The 14814-nt window shown below is 34.2% G+C and carries 13 protein-coding genes; 1 reads left to right on the top strand and 12 read right to left on the bottom strand.

Translation table 11 applies throughout. The features are described from left to right. Positions 1 to 152 precede the first annotated feature (152 nt). The 7 genes from KMW28_RS24685 to KMW28_RS24655 all read right to left on the bottom strand — a co-directional run bounded on the left by KMW28_RS24685 (position 153) and on the right by KMW28_RS24655 (position 7064). Positions 153 to 821, bottom strand: coding sequence for a porin family protein (locus KMW28_RS24685; RefSeq protein ID WP_169663585.1), 669 nt, complete (start codon positions 819 to 821; stop codon positions 153 to 155). An 84-nt stretch (positions 822 to 905) separates the two neighbouring features. After that, complete coding sequence (locus tag KMW28_RS24680) at positions 906 to 2240, bottom strand: DUF58 domain-containing protein (protein WP_169663584.1); 1335 nt, start codon at positions 2238 to 2240, stop codon at positions 906 to 908. A 5-nt stretch (positions 2241 to 2245) separates the two neighbouring features. Then, positions 2246 to 3232, bottom strand: coding sequence for an AAA family ATPase (locus KMW28_RS24675; RefSeq protein WP_169663583.1), 987 nt, complete (start codon positions 3230 to 3232; stop codon positions 2246 to 2248). 2 nt (positions 3233 to 3234) lie between these two features. Next, on the bottom strand, positions 3235 to 4434 hold the full coding sequence (locus KMW28_RS24670; RefSeq protein WP_169663582.1) for a DUF4350 domain-containing protein: 1200 nt from the start codon (positions 4432 to 4434) through the stop codon (positions 3235 to 3237). Then, positions 4421 to 5113, bottom strand: coding sequence for a hypothetical protein (locus KMW28_RS24665; RefSeq protein ID WP_169663581.1), 693 nt, complete (start codon positions 5111 to 5113; stop codon positions 4421 to 4423). The genes KMW28_RS24670 and KMW28_RS24665 overlap by 14 nt, the downstream gene beginning before the upstream one ends. A gap of 128 nt (positions 5114 to 5241) precedes the next feature. Then, a complete protein-coding gene (locus KMW28_RS24660) occupies positions 5242 to 6054 on the bottom strand; it encodes a glycerophosphoryl diester phosphodiesterase membrane domain-containing protein (protein WP_169663580.1) in 813 nt (270 codons plus the stop codon). Positions 6055 to 6101: 47 nt separating this feature from the next. Continuing rightward, positions 6102 to 7064 carry a stage II sporulation protein M gene (locus KMW28_RS24655; RefSeq protein ID WP_169663579.1) on the bottom strand — a complete coding sequence of 321 codons (963 nt, stop codon included), beginning with the start codon at positions 7062 to 7064 and terminating at the stop codon, positions 6102 to 6104. A 91-nt stretch (positions 7065 to 7155) separates the two neighbouring features. Here KMW28_RS24655 and KMW28_RS24650 point away from each other — a divergent pair, with 91 nt between their 5' ends. Then, positions 7156 to 7890 (top strand): RDD family protein, encoded by a 735-nt coding sequence (locus KMW28_RS24650; RefSeq protein WP_169663578.1) that lies wholly within the window; start codon positions 7156 to 7158, stop codon positions 7888 to 7890. 136 nt (positions 7891 to 8026) lie between these two features. Here the strand turns inward: KMW28_RS24650 and KMW28_RS24645 are convergent, their stop codons facing one another. From KMW28_RS24645 to KMW28_RS24625, 5 genes are all read right to left on the bottom strand, one after another. Then, positions 8027 to 9355, bottom strand: coding sequence for a PCMD domain-containing protein (locus KMW28_RS24645; protein ID WP_169663577.1), 1329 nt, complete (start codon positions 9353 to 9355; stop codon positions 8027 to 8029). A gap of 4 nt (positions 9356 to 9359) precedes the next feature. After that, complete coding sequence (locus tag KMW28_RS24640) at positions 9360 to 10115, bottom strand: hypothetical protein (protein WP_169663576.1); 756 nt, start codon at positions 10113 to 10115, stop codon at positions 9360 to 9362. 11 nt (positions 10116 to 10126) lie between these two features. Beyond that, positions 10127 to 10669 (bottom strand): hypothetical protein, encoded by a 543-nt coding sequence (locus KMW28_RS24635; RefSeq protein WP_169663575.1) that lies wholly within the window; start codon positions 10667 to 10669, stop codon positions 10127 to 10129. A 28-nt stretch (positions 10670 to 10697) separates the two neighbouring features. Next, positions 10698 to 10979 carry a hypothetical protein gene (locus KMW28_RS24630; protein WP_169663574.1) on the bottom strand — a complete coding sequence of 94 codons (282 nt, stop codon included), beginning with the start codon at positions 10977 to 10979 and terminating at the stop codon, positions 10698 to 10700. A gap of 738 nt (positions 10980 to 11717) precedes the next feature. Next, a complete protein-coding gene (locus tag KMW28_RS24625; RefSeq protein ID WP_205958157.1) occupies positions 11718 to 14795 on the bottom strand; it encodes an efflux RND transporter permease subunit in 3078 nt (1025 codons plus the stop codon). Positions 14796 to 14814 lie beyond the last annotated feature (19 nt).

The raw sequence follows: 14814 nt of genomic DNA, 5'->3' as shown, positions 1-14814 counted from the left end.
TAGTAAAAGCAAAGTTTATTTTTGTGGAATAAAAAATTCGTATAAGCAAAAGCGGTTTTGATTGAACAAACTTGGTTTCATTGATAAAGTTTGAATGGGCGACTATACGTAAAATTAGTAATTTCCCACTATTGCTTATACAAAATATTAGGCTAATTTTTGCTTAAAAATCTATAGCCTACTGAAAATTTCAAAACTCGATTTTTTACTGACATTCCATTATCTTGGTTTGTAGAAATATTTGATAATCCTAAATCATAAGATAATCCAAGTAATATTGAATTTATTTCAACACCTGCTCCAAATGTCAAACCCATATCTAGTCTTTTAAAAGTATCTTCATCTTGATTGCTTCCCCATTTTATTTCCTCTTCCTCAGTTTGTTCATCACCTTGAAATTCTAGAGTTGCTTTAATTTTCCCACTCAAACCCATACCAACGTAAGGCCCTATAGTACCATACAATTTTACCCCACTACCAAATTCATGAGTTGCTTTTAAATTTAATGGTACATCAATATAATAAAGGTTTGCATGACCGGATAAATTTAAACCTATTAATTCATCTTCATACTTCATTCCTTTTGTTGTTAAAAGAAGTCCAGGTTCAAAAGATAAAAATTCATTCAATGGAACATCTACAGTCAATCCGAAATGAAACCCTGGGTTCATGTCATAATTATCACTATAAGTACCATCATTGTCTTTTTCATTTAGGGTTGCTAAGTTTAATCCACCCTTTATCCCGATTGTTTGAGCATTGGTTTGATAACATAAGAGAGCTACAAAAATAATAGTTAGTAATTTAGTCAATCTTTTCATTGTAAGATTTATTTGTTTATGTCTACTCTATTGGCTTTTCGACTTCCGCCATATTTATTATCGTAATATTAAATAGATATTTATTTACAACACCCCTCTCGCCTTCAACTCCAAATACTTATTAATCGTATCCACAGTCAGATTCTCAGGTGTAGTCAAGATTGTTTGAATACCATTTTGTTGTAACTGTCTAGCGATCATCTTCTTTTCTAAAATATTCTCCTCTTGAAGAGCTTTTAGATAGATTTCTTCCATGGTGGTAGATTTCTTTTTGATCTCTTCTTTGAGCTCATTGTCTTCGAAGAAAATAACGACTAATAAGTGTTTTTTGGCAAGTCTTTTAAGGTAAGGTAATTTTCGTTCTAGACTTTCTTTGTGAAGGATATTGGTAAAGAACAACAACATACTTCTATGCTTAATCTGATTCTTTAATAATACACTCACCTTGGCAAAATCTGTTTCCATAAAACTAGGACTCAGATTATACAGTTTTTCCATAACGTTCTGCATCTGACCTGAATTTCTTCTTGCTTTAAGGAAATTCTGACTCTGATAATCAAATGCTGTTAAACCAATAAGGTCTTGCTTTTTCTGAGCAATATGAAGTAATACCAAACTAGCGTTGATAGAATAATCAAGCAAGGTCATACCATTAAATGGCATTTTCATACTTCGTCCCATATCCAAAACGGTGTACACTTGCTGTGCTTTTTCATCTTGGTAATGATTCACCATTAATTGCTGAGAACGTGCTGTTGCTGTCCAGTTGATACTCCTAAAATCATCTCCAGGAACATATTCTTTTATCTGATCAAATTCTTTTTGCTGACCAACCTTTCTAACTTTTTTGATCCCCCCTTCAATATGACCTGTATGCAAGGCCATCAATTCAAACTTTTTCAGTTTTTGAAAAGATGGATATACTTTTACTGAAGTGATCTCGCAGTGTTGTTTTACTTTTCTGCGTACTAAACCAATTTTTGATTTTGCAAAAACAATCAAGTCACCAAAAAAGTATTCCCCTCTTTCTGTTGGACGAATGGTGTAGGTAAACTTATCATCTTCCCCTTCTTTTAGCCTAGTTTTGAATCTTAAGTTTCTAAGCTGAAACTCTATTGGAGCCTCATCGATTACCTCAAGAAAAAGATGTTGTGCGCTTCTGTTTTCAATATATACCTCTATGGGGTTATCCTCTCCGTTAGATAATCTTTCCGGAGTAGATCGGGTGGCATATACCTTCTTTTTAGTCGAAAATAACAGGTAAGTATCCATTATAAACAATAAAAAGAAGAGGATACCTATCAGGTTTACCACATTAAAAATGATGGGAAACAGATAGGACAATATATAGGCAAATACCAGTGCTACTCCAATAAAAAAGAAGCGATCTGAAAAGAATAATTGCTTGTAAAACTTCATAGTAATTATCTTGGAACAGCTACAGAATGCACCACTTTATCAATCAATCGGTCCATATTTTCTCCTTCCATTTCTTTTTCTGCGGTCATAATCAAACGGTGTCTTAATACAGGTTTGATGACATAAGCGATATCGTCTGGAGTAACGAAATCTCTTCCTTGCAGGCATGCCCAAGCTTTAGAAGCGTTCAATAAAGCTACCCCCGCTCTAGGTGATGCTCCCAAATAGAAATCTGCTGTAGCACGAGTAGTACGAATCAGTTTAAGAATGTAATCGATGATCTCATCTTTAACAATCACTTTCTTTGCTAGATCTCTAAACTCTTTCAGCTTAGCTGGATTCAATTTATACTCTTCGGTAATTAAATTGGTTGGTTTTTCATGTTGATGATGCATCATTAATACATCATATTCGTCTTGCTCGTCTGGATAGCCTAAATCAATCTTAAATAGAAATCTATCTAGTTGCGCTTCTGGTAATGGGTACGTTCCTTCTTGTTCAACTGGGTTTTGTGTACCAATAACTAAGAAAGGCTCGTCCATATCATATTTCTGACCATCGTAGGTGATTTGTCTCTCTTCCATTACCTCGAAAAGAGAGGCTTGAGTTTTTGCAGGCGCCCTGTTGATTTCGTCCGTAAGGATAACATTACCGAAAACAGGACCTTTTCTAAATTCAAAAGAATTGGTGGCTGCATTAAATACATTCGTACCCAATACATCCGATGGCATTAAATCTGGTGTAAACTGAATTCTAGAATAATGACCTTCGATCATATGTGCCAACGTTTTTGCCGTTAATGTTTTGGCTACACCCGGTACACCTTCCAATAAAACATGGCCGTCGGCTAATATAGCAGTAAGTAATAGGTCGATGGTCTTGTGCTGACCTTTTACTACTTTATTGATCCCTTCTCTAAGTAAATTTAATTCTTGGATTAACGTTGATGTATCAATTCTGTTTTCGAAGTTGTTGATAATATTATCTTCCATGTTTATTGTTCTTTTGAGTAAAATTCATCGATTAATTGATTGGCCCTTGTAAAGCCTGAAGCGGTCATAGGGTAATTAATTTCCCTATCAACACAGACGAAGAGTGAACGTAATTCTTCTTCGTCAATACCTGTTCTAATGGCTAAAAGTTGGATATTTTGAGTATTATCCTCTTCATTAAAATCAAGGTAATGTTTGTTTCTAATATGATTAAACAAGAATCTTTTTCTTTTGATTAAGATTTTCTTGTTGTCGTTTGCGTTTAAGTAAAGCTGACTTATCGTTTTCACAAAAGCCATACTATCGTTCTTAGGAGGTTCGATAGTAGGTATTGCTCTTTGCTCTCTTTTGGATTGGAAAATTAAATAAACAAAGATCAAAAGCAATAATGTAAAAATACTTTCTTTTAATCCTTGTTGAGCGAGAATTACTCTCAATGGAGTACTTTGCCCTTCTCTACCTAAAGTATAATATTCTGTTCTTACATATTCCCCTTCAGGTAATGCTTTCAGAATTTCGTTTACAAAAAGATAGTTTTCTTCATGAAGTAACGGAAAGTTACTAAGTACATTAGGAGTTGATAATAAAAAGAGGTTACCCTCTCCAATTTTCGCTTTTACAAATACATTTTGATCATCAGTACCTGCTAAACGTTCTACTGTCGATGAATCATCAATAGAGAGGTAATAGTGATAATCTACAGTCGAAAACTTTCCAATTACCCCATTCATTTCCATGTCTACAGAATCAATCTTAGCTTCTGCATCTTCCTGATTATCGATATATCTAAGATTAGGGATGTTGTATGTACCTTCTGCAGAAATTCGAAGTGTATCTAAAATATTATAATCAAAATGTTCAGCGGCAATAAATACATCTTTCCCTTTTTCTATTGCTTTATATAACTGATCATAATCGGTTTTATCAAGAGAAAACGAGGGTTGTATCAATAGTATTCCCTTGTCCATAAATTCAGGAGAATCTAATAATTCATAGATGGTTAATCTTGAATTTTCGACTTTCAAATTTAAATCTTCAGATTCATCTAGAAGTGTGGTTAATGCTTTCGTTCCATAAGGACTCTTAGCGTTAGATTTATAGTGTTTTGTCCAATCAGTCTGGCTCTGATCTTTAAAGGTTAATGCTAAATACAACAGTACAACAACACCTAAAAAGATATGATGTTTTTTAAGCTTTTTCATGTTGTTTTACGGCATGTTCAAAGTTTTGGTACATTCCTTCTAATTGATCGCATATGGTTTGGTTTGCTTCAAATTCTCCATACCAACAATACTGAAAATATACCCCAATGTCTTGAAAGGGTTTTGAAATAAGGTTCGATTTTAGTTGAAAGATGATATCATTATGGTGATCAACTTTTTTAAGATTTATCAAATGCTTACGATCCAAAGTATCTATGGCCATCAAGTAATATAATCGAACCACTTCATGATATTGATATTGGTTGATGGCATCCTCCAATTGTTGTTTTAAAGGAATAGTGTTTTCGCTTTTGGAATAAATATTTGTATCGTAGTTGTTGATTTTTTGTTCACTCTTAAAGACAATAACTCCTTGTTTCTTTAAAAATAGATATAATGCAAATAGCAATACCGAAATAGCGATACCCCATATTGTATAATCAATAATAGTACTTATGGTACTTCTTTCAATATCAGTATCTCTGAAAAAATCAGTTAAAATATCTACAATATACTGGATGAATTCATCCCACATATTGAAAATCTTATAGGGTGGGATATACTGGTAATCCGAATCATTTTTTAAACGATCTACTGTTTCTTTAGAAAATGCTCGTTCATTTGCTTTAAGTACTGTAGTCGTTAAAAAGAAGAGTAATATGGAATAATACTTACGCATTCGTTTGTTTTTTCGCTTGCTAAGCTTGTATAGCATCTAAAGTGGTTTTGTAGTGACGTTACAGTGCAACGTCACTACAAAATCAATATATTTTATAAAAATGACAGCTTTTTAGCTATCTAATTATCTTAGTCTAAAGCATTAAGATCCCTCATGATACTAGAAGCTTCTTTTTTCTCTTTTAATGAGAAATATTGTGTTGAAGTACCAATGTGATACGCTGATTTTACAATCGGTGAAATGATACCTACACCCATTGAGATAAGTACAGCCACTAATTTAAATGCAACATTTAAAGATCCTTCATCAGAAAATTGGAAAAATGCTCCAACACCAACTAATCCAGCAGGAATAATCGTAAATACATAGTTGATACCAAATACAATTATACCTAAAATAAAGAAATAGAAAAATGTAGCCCACCAGTTACCGCTTACCAAGTTATTACTTCTTGACATCGCTTCGGTTATTGATTTTTCTTCAAAAACAATCAAAGGTAATAGTACGGCCCAAGCTATTGCTAAAAAGAAGCCAGGAATAACAAAGAAAATCATACCGATAACAACACAGATACCGTATAATATTGATCCAAAAAATATTTTTGTTGTATATTCTTTCGCTTCATTATTAATTTCTACAGGAGAAAGATCTTTTCCATTAATATGTCCTCTAATTAAGACAAAAATATTTGCTGCTAACATAGCTGTGGCAATACTTTGTAAAATCCCACCAAACATTGCAAAAGTGGTAGATAAACCTGCTTCACCAGCAAAAAATAATTGTCCTCCAGTTGAAATTCCAGAACCAATAACAGTCAAAGGAATAATCATTGTCAAACAAGATTTAAAGATTTTTTTAAAGTTTTCTTTGAAGAAGGAAAAGGTAAAATCAATTTTGTCACCCAGGTCTCTCACCTGATTAAATTCGTATGTACGTTTCATGATAAATATTATAAATTATAAAAGTAAAGTGTTAGCTAAAAAAAGAGTTAGTTTTCTTTCATTTTCGATTGGTACACTTTGAAAGCATACCAAAAATAATAAAAAATTATGAAGGCCAAAGAGGAAAGGATAAAGAATAACCTTAATACTAAAGGCCATTCCACCTGACGAGTAACAAATCCTTCTAAAAACCCTGCAATTATAAAAATAGGGACAAGACCAATTACGATCTTTAATCCACTTTTAGCACCATCTCTAAGACTTTGACTACGTTTTTTGTGTTTAGGAAAAAGAAGAGAATTTCCTAAAACAAACCCTGCCCCTCCTGCGAATACTATGGCAGTAATCTCTAATGTACCATGGGTCCAAATACTTAAAAGTGATTCTTTAAGTACCCCATGTTCATAAAAAAAGTATTGGAAGGAACCGAGCATAATACCGTTACGGAATAATAAAAAACCTGTACCTAAACTGGTTAAAATCCCTAAGACAAAAGCATAAAAAGCCACTTGAATGTTGTTGAGTGTTATTCGGTAAAACATCTCAAAAGCACCTCCTGAGGCATATACATCCATAGGTTTGCCATTAGCGATGTTTTCTAAAGTCATATTTACATAACCATCTCCTAGAATAAGTCTCACAAATTCTTGATCGTGGTAAGCGGAAAACACTCCGATTATTGTACTCACTAAAAACACCACAAAAGCCCAGAAAATTTGCCTATGATTTTTGGCCATTTCAAATGGCACTTCATATAACCAAAAGTCTTTAAATCTCGATTTCTTTTCCTTTTTAATCACATAAATCATTTTGTGATATCTTACCGCTAAATCATTTAGATAATAGGTAGTATCACTAGAAGGATAAAAAGTCTGTGCATAAGATAGATCTTCTGTCAGAGATTTGTAATTAGAGGCTAGTATTTCGGGTGAGGCATTTGCATTAATAGTCTCAGCTTCAATCTTTTTCCATTTATCCTGATTTCTAAGAATAAATATTGGTTCTTTCATAAAAAATAAGTTTGTTACTGCAATATAAGTATCCTATCAAAAAAATCTATATTTTTGATGTAGACTAATTTATTTTTTTAATTCTTTCAACATGTCATCAATATCATTTCAAAATAGTCAGAATGTAAATTTACGACTTCAAAAAGCAAATGTGACTAGCCGAATTTTAGCTTATCTATTGGACTTAATCATTTTATTATCGGCATATCTTATTCCTTTAAGTTTATTAGCCGTAATGGATGCTGCCATAGGTATTATGATTTGGAGTGGGTTAATGGGTTTTGCATTTCTAGTCTATCAATATCTTATGGAAATATTTTTTGATGGACAATCCTTAGGAAAAAGTGCCCTAAAAATTAAGGTGGTTTCAAAAGATGGAACTCCATTAACAGTTTCTCAATTAACGCTACGTTGGTTATTTCGTTTTGTAGATATTGCTATATCTAATGGTATGGTGGCTATTCTAACTATTATTTTGGGAGAAAAAGGACAAAGAGTAGGTGATATTGTAGCAGGTACAATGGTCATCTCTGAAAAGAAAAAAGTACGTTCTTCTGACTTAGAGATCCCAACCTTCCCAGAAGATTATGTTCCGGTTTTCTCACAAGCAGCCAATCTAACTGAAAAGCATGTAAAAGTGATTAAAAACTGCTTGAAACTTGATCTCTCTTATGAACATCGAATGGTCATTAAAAAAGTAGAAACAAAAATGATTGAAGATCTTGGTCTTGAGACCGAATTGCGAGATAAAAAACTATTAAAGCAATTGTTAAACGATTATTACTTCCATACAATATCAGTACAGAATCAAAATCATTTGATATAAATATAGAAAGAGGCATCCTAAATATTAAGATGCCTCTAGTTTCTAATACTACCTAATTAATTTGCTTAATTATCCTATATAAAATACATATACATCATTTTTATTGGTTCTCTTTTTTAGTCTTAGTCGTTAAAGGTTAATACTTTAATTCAAATCCTTTCACACGAAGTTCACTTCCCACTCCTCCTTTAAAATTCGCTCCATCGAAGCTCGAAGAATACACAACAATAATGTGTGTTGGTTCGCTATCTGTTGGTGCAAAACCGTGTTCCGGCATTCTTTCGTTAGCTGTCGATGGCATCATGAAAGGGGCTAAGTCGTTGTGGTTTCCATATAATAATGGCATGTTGATGGTTTCAAAATTCATCATCGTTTCGTCCGATCTGTACCATGCAGTAGCTAATCGATATCTTTTCTCGTTATCGCCACTCCCTTCTCTTACCTGAAGCAAAACATACACATCGCATTGATCGGGGCTTCCATCGTACAACTCTGGTATATATTGAATAGTCGTTTCAAAACTTTTGGGTTGATCAGTAAACGGAATACCAAAATCAGTTTGCACATTGGTTAATCCACTACCCTGTATATCTCCTACAAACAAAGACCCTGCGGCAACTACACCTAATGCCGATGTTGTTTTTAGAGTGGTGTATTCGTATTCTTCTTCTGAAGGAGAAGGATACACTGTTCTCACTCCAGTAGGAATGATTAAATCAGCCGCTCCAACATCTCCCGTTCTCCAAGGAGTACCATCAAAATCTTCTCCTGGAATATTAAACTTTCTACTGTTGTTGGATTCATTGGCTTTTCTTCCTCCGTAGTACCATGTTTTAAAATCAGAATACATAATCTGCTCTCCAATATTTTCAATTTCTCCATCATCGTACGTTACTTCTACTCTCCATTCTATGTCATCAAAAAGGAAAGTTACTTCTGATGAAAAATCATGTACATCAAATGGGTATGGGAGAACGGGTACTTGTTCTGGTGAATAACTAAATTGTACCACATTTAAATTTTCAATATCCAAAGTATCTGATATCACCACTCGAATAATTCTATTGGACTGATCAATTTCTGATGAAACCTGTCCTTCAATTTCGAATTCATGCATGATGATATCAAAATCGTCTTCGATAACAGTCACTGTCCAATCGTAATCTTGATAAGTGGAAACGGTAAAAGTAACCGGTGAAGAAAAGTCCATTAACTCTTCTATTTTTGGATAGATAGTCGCCTCTTCCGTCATCACTAAGTCAGTGATTTTTAATTGGGTTCTATCCATTCCAAAAGGCACTCTAATTTCTACCGTTTGGTTTTCTTGTGAAATGATGGCATTTCCATTCTGTCCTTCAATTTGCAATGAGATAATTTCTCCGAAGATGTACGGATAAGGCACATCGTTTTTAATACATCCGCTTAAAGCGAGTACAGCGATAACAATAGTAATAAGTTTTTTCATGAGTTTAGATAAATAAGGTTAATCCGATGTTTAATGAGAAAATGTCTAAGTTGAAATCAGCATTACTGGTTCTTCTTGAACCCGTACTCACTTGATTTTCGATTTGTTCAGTCGATTTCATATTGAAACCAATTACGTCCATCTTTACTTCTAATGCCAAGTTGTTATTGACAAACGCCACCATTCCTGGAGAAAGACCAATATTAAATTCGTGTGTATTAGAATATAATCCTCTGATGTCGTGTGGTCCATCTTCCATATGCATACTTTTCGATTGACCGTAACCATAAGATAAACTCACTTCATTGAAAATACCGAATCGATTTCCTTTTCCTAAACTGATGTAATTTCTCATGAAGAATGTAGAGTAGACCATCTGTGCTTGTTCCGTCATTCCCTGCACGGATAAATTGATATCGTCCCCTAAATCCAATTGTAAGTTATCGATTCTCAATTCTTGTCTTTGATAAGTCACACGACCACCAATCGCTAAATTGTCTTTTAGAAAGTAACCGAAAAACGGACTTACTTTTAAGGTATAACCAGCTCCATCCCATTTGTTCAGGATTAAAAACTGATAGTTGTCGTTTACATGTTCCGAGTAATTAAACGTGGCTCCAACCATCCATTGTCCTTTTGGAATAAATGTTCTGTTGGTAATTCCTCTATCATAATGGGGTTCTTTGTCGTCGCCACCGGCAAAAACACAAGTAAGACTAAAGGCTAATAATAAGGTGAGATAGATTGATAATGTTTTCATGATTGATAGATTTATGCAGTAGCTTTTAATTTGTAATTTTTAATTTTTTTCTTTCTGGCATTTTTGAGAGACTTCCATTCTTTTCCTTTTACACAATATTGATATTCCACTTTCCGCATTCGAGAAACAGCTTGAATTAAAGGAATAGGAGCAACAACTAATACCAAAGGGGAGACCAAAACGCCCATACAAGTGGCTCCTACTGCCAGCACTTGTGAGGTTCTGGCTTTCTTGTGTTTTACAGTATGGAAATACTTAAGAACTTCTTCGTCCAACTCTTGAACTTTGGCGTATTCTTCCATAAAATCTGCCGTTTTTTCAAAAGTCCTTAACGATTCGTATCTGATGTATTCGATATCACTTTTCTCGATAAAAATCACTTGCTTGTTTCTTACAAAAGCAAACCGATCTTCAGAGCAAAATCGCTTCCCTTTTTTCCATTCCTTTTTCGATACAGAAACCATTTGATCATCCTTTAGATGAATATTAATATTATCCGCTTCTGTTGGAATAGAGATGGCAGAAGCGATTGCTTGTATAACAATAATTGACATGAGGTAATTAAATTAGAGAGAATATATTTTATTTTTGATAACCACAATATATACACGTATCGTGCTTTGTATATAACTCTGGTTCTTTCACTTCTTTTTTAAGTGGTGTATTTTGTTTTAAAACTATGTTTGTAAAGCTTTCTAAAAGATTAAGTTCTTTCACCTTAGAATCAACGGATGTAGATTCTATTCTTAACCTATAGGTTTTCCAGTTTTCTATTTGTTTATGGAAACCTTTTTGAAACTTTTCCTGTCCCAGTAGAATATTACTGTAGATGAGAATAAAACAGATTAGTAATAAATTTTTCATGATTAATAGCACAATGGTTTCCTTTAATGGAAACATAATTAGTATAAGAATTCTGTTTATAATGAAATAAACATATAGTGAATGATGGTAGATATTAAGATTTGATGAGCAATGATGAATAATAGAGTATTTTCTTGGTCATAAGTATTTCTGAATGACCTCTTATGTAAATTACTTTACATCAATTACTTTATTTCTTTTCAATACTAAATTCCTGATTTTTCATTTGATAGCGATTGAGATTCTTTGTTTTTATTACTTTGTAAAAATACTATTTAGTTTCTATTTTCGGAAACTTCGTTCATCCTCATTAACAACAAATTTAAGCTTCATTTTAAACGCTTTTTTATTAATAAGAATAGCTTTTTTACTGGCCTTAAAACCAACGATACAAATATACAATTGGTTTCCTTAATTAGAAACTATAATAATTTTCATTAACAATATCTTTTACTTAAAAAAGTCCCCACAACCTTTTTAATATAAAATCACTTAATAAAGCCTTAAAAAGGCTATTAATTAGAATAATAACATTTTATTTAATACTCTAAAAGGCTTCCATAATTGCTTATTTTCATACTATATAACAGTCTAATTAATTGTTTCTATATATAGAAACTAATAGACTATTTATTATAAGCTCTAATTCTTAATAATGAAGATTTAAATATCAAAAAAAAGCGGTTGACTTTAATAGTAAAAGTCAACCGCTCTATACAACAAGAAATAGTATTCTGCTTACTTCACCTTAAATAAGATGCTGTACAATGCTGGAATAAAGATCAAAGTGATGATGGTTCCGAACATTAATCCAACCATGATTGTTACCGCCATTGGCTCCCAAATAGCGCCGCCACCTAAGTACAATGGAATTAAACCAAGTACGGTTGTGAAAGTAGCCAAGATGATGGGTCTAAACCTTTGCAAACATGCATCAATCACTGCTTGTAGAGGAGCTTTTTTCAACTCTTTTTCCTCCACTTCTATTCGTTCGATCAAAACGATGGCATTGTTAATCACGATCCCTGCCAGAGAGATAATTCCTAAGAAAGCCATGAATCCGAAAGGCACTTGGAAGATCAATAAACCGATCACCATTCCGATCACACCTAATGGAATCGTTAATAAAATGATGGTCATTTTTCTGAAAGAGTTGAACTGCATTACTAACAGCATCACGATGATGAAAGCCGATAACGGAAGGTAAGTAAATACCGCTCCCATGTTCTCTGCACTTTCCTCGGCATCTCCTCCTAAAGAGTAAGTGTAACCTGCTCCCCAGTTTTCTTGATCTTGATCCAACCAAGGCTGAATTGTTGCCATAATGTTGTTGGCATTTCCTTCTTCAGTTAACTCACATTCTACAGTGATTGTACGTTTTAAATTCTCTCGCTTGATCTGAGTATATTGCCACACAGGAACAATCTCTGCTACCTGATTTAGCGGTACACTTTTCCCAGAATTCTGACTGTACACATTGGCCGTTTTTAAAGCTGATAACGATAGATCAGAACTTTCTATGCTTTGTAATAAAATCGGAATCGATTTCTCCTCTTCTCTAAATTCTCCCGTTCTAAATCCATCTAAGATAGTTTGAAGGGACACCGCAATATCTTGGTTGGTCATACCCGCCGCTTGTGCTTTACTTTGATCAATTTCAATCACAAACTTCTTTCCCTTTGGACCCCAATCGTCCTTCACGTTTTTCGTTCCTTCTACAGACGACAACTCTTTTCTGATATTCGCTGCGATATTTTGCAACTGATCTGGGTTATTTCCTGATACTTTAATTTCGATCGGTGCTCCACCGCTACCTGCACCCAATAAACCTACTTTTACATCTGCATCTGGGAAAGTCAAGAAACTGTACTCATCAATCTTTTTGATTAACTCGTTGTTGATCAATTGATCCGAAGTATTGATTAAGATGTGTGCATAGTTGGCATTTGGCTCATCTGGAGTATACCCTAAATCGTACGACGATGGTCCTTCACCGATAAACGATGTCCAAGAAGTGATGCCGTCTTGCTTATCTTCACCGACCATCAATTCCTCATTGAAGAACGTTTCTAACTCTCCTACTACTTTTTGAGTGGCCTCAATTCTAGAACCTTGAGGCAAATTGATGTCGATCGTGATCATGTTTCTATCGCTATCTGGGAAGAATAATACTTCTAATAATCCAAATCCTAGCAATGAAGCAATAAACATCATAGCCACACTAACGACTACCGATTTTTTGTATTTCAATGAGATCATGATCACTTTATGGTAACCTGATTTCAAGGCATCAATCATACGATCTAAGAACTTCTTTTTAGCTTCACCTTTAGGTTGCACTTTTAAGAAGTACACACATAAAAGTGAGATGATACTCAAAGAAATCAACCATGATGAGATCAACGCAATAGTGATCACTGAGAAGATCGGTCCCATAATATCACCCATAATCGACTCGGCCATGTAGAACGATAAGAATGCCGCTGATGTTGTTAAAGTCGATATCAATAATGGATAGAATAATTCCTGAACGGAGTCGATGGCTGCCTTTTTCACATCAATGCCCTCTTCCATTTTTACCATAATGGATTCCGCCACTACAATGCCGTTATCCACCATCATTCCTAATGCCATAATCAAAGCGGCTAGAGAGATTTGGTTGATGCCTAAATCAAATAATCCCATCACCATAAAAGTGGCGATTGTTACCATTGGAATTAAGCTGGCAATGACTAAACCTGTTCTCATACCTAAGAAGATCAACATCACGGCTAAAACAATCACTACCGATTGGATTAAATTCCCTTCGAAATCAGTTACTTTGTGTTCGATGTAATGATCTAAAGACGACAATCTCATCACTTCCAAACCGATCGGTAATTCCTCTTGATATTGAGCTAAAACTTGATCAACTTCCTGACCCAAATTCAAAATGTTTCTACCTTCTTTTAAAGAGATATGCAAGGATACTCCCTTCTTTCCATTGATCTTCACGATTTGCTTTTGAGGATAGATATACCCCTTTTCAATCGTTGCCACATCAGATAGTGAGATGACGTTTCCGTTGTTTCCCACCGGAATCAACATATTTCTAATGTCTTTGATATTGTTGAAGTTACCTGATGGCTCCAAGACAATTCTTTCATTCTGAAGATTGATTTCTCCACCTGTATTCAAAATGTTTGTCGAGCTAATCATTTGCTCCAAACTACTTGATGTTAACCCGTAGTTTTTCAACTTCGCATTATCAAATTTGATAAATACACGCTCTTCTTGTTCCCCGTTGATTTCTACTTTAGCAGCATCTTCCAAGCTAATCAAATCGTTTCTTAAACGATCAGCATATTTCTTTACATCTGCATAAGAAAAACCATCACTTGTAATACCTACTGCAATACCGAAAACTTCACCGATTCCATCGTCTTGCAACTGAGGGTAAACGTTAGAAGGTAAATCAGACATTTGATCCAACTTTCTTCTCAAACGATCCCATACCGGCTGAAGATCTTCTGGAGCCACGTCCATTTTCAACTCCACCGTTACTACCGAAAGTCCAGTTCTAGAATCACTTGTCACCTTCTTTAATTCAGGTAATTCTTGAGCAATTTTTTCGATTTTATCCGTCACTAATTCCTCTACTCTATCTGGGCTTGCCCCAGGAAAAGAAGCTACAATCGTTGCGACTCTTACCGTAAATGGAGGCATACTATCTCTTGATAAAGATTGGTAGAAAACCATTCCCATGATCATAACCACGGCTAAAACACTAAGAACAATACGGTTCTTTTCGATGGAGAATTTGGCGAAATTTATCATTGTATTAAAATATGTAGGT

The organism is Flammeovirga yaeyamensis (genome assembly GCF_018736045.1).
GTDB classification, from domain to species: domain Bacteria; phylum Bacteroidota; class Bacteroidia; order Cytophagales; family Flammeovirgaceae; genus Flammeovirga; species Flammeovirga yaeyamensis.
This window is presented reverse-complemented; position numbering and strand designations above follow the sequence as displayed.

What these genes read in the sequence shown, in the direction of transcription:
- KMW28_RS24685 (WP_169663585.1), bottom strand. Translation starts at nt 821, where the DNA reads ATGAAAAGATTGACTAAATTACTAACTATTATTTTTGTAGCTCTCTTA.
- KMW28_RS24680 (WP_169663584.1), bottom strand. Translation starts at nt 2,240, where the DNA reads ATGAAGTTTTACAAGCAATTATTCTTTTCAGATCGCTTCTTTTTTATT.
- KMW28_RS24675 (WP_169663583.1), bottom strand. Translation starts at nt 3,232, where the DNA reads ATGGAAGATAATATTATCAACAACTTCGAAAACAGAATTGATACATCA.
- KMW28_RS24670 (WP_169663582.1), bottom strand. Translation starts at nt 4,434, where the DNA reads ATGAAAAAGCTTAAAAAACATCATATCTTTTTAGGTGTTGTTGTACTG.
- KMW28_RS24665 (WP_169663581.1), bottom strand. Translation starts at nt 5,113, where the DNA reads ATGCGTAAGTATTATTCCATATTACTCTTCTTTTTAACGACTACAGTA.
- KMW28_RS24660 (WP_169663580.1), bottom strand. Translation starts at nt 6,054, where the DNA reads ATGAAACGTACATACGAATTTAATCAGGTGAGAGACCTGGGTGACAAA.
- KMW28_RS24655 (WP_169663579.1), bottom strand. Translation starts at nt 7,064, where the DNA reads ATGAAAGAACCAATATTTATTCTTAGAAATCAGGATAAATGGAAAAAG.
- KMW28_RS24650 (WP_169663578.1), top strand. Translation starts at nt 7,156, where the DNA reads ATGTCATCAATATCATTTCAAAATAGTCAGAATGTAAATTTACGACTT.
- KMW28_RS24645 (WP_169663577.1), bottom strand. Translation starts at nt 9,355, where the DNA reads ATGAAAAAACTTATTACTATTGTTATCGCTGTACTCGCTTTAAGCGGA.
- KMW28_RS24640 (WP_169663576.1), bottom strand. Translation starts at nt 10,115, where the DNA reads ATGAAAACATTATCAATCTATCTCACCTTATTATTAGCCTTTAGTCTT.
- KMW28_RS24635 (WP_169663575.1), bottom strand. Translation starts at nt 10,669, where the DNA reads ATGTCAATTATTGTTATACAAGCAATCGCTTCTGCCATCTCTATTCCA.
- KMW28_RS24630 (WP_169663574.1), bottom strand. Translation starts at nt 10,979, where the DNA reads ATGAAAAATTTATTACTAATCTGTTTTATTCTCATCTACAGTAATATT.
- KMW28_RS24625 (WP_205958157.1), bottom strand. Translation starts at nt 14,795, where the DNA reads ATGATAAATTTCGCCAAATTCTCCATCGAAAAGAACCGTATTGTTCTT.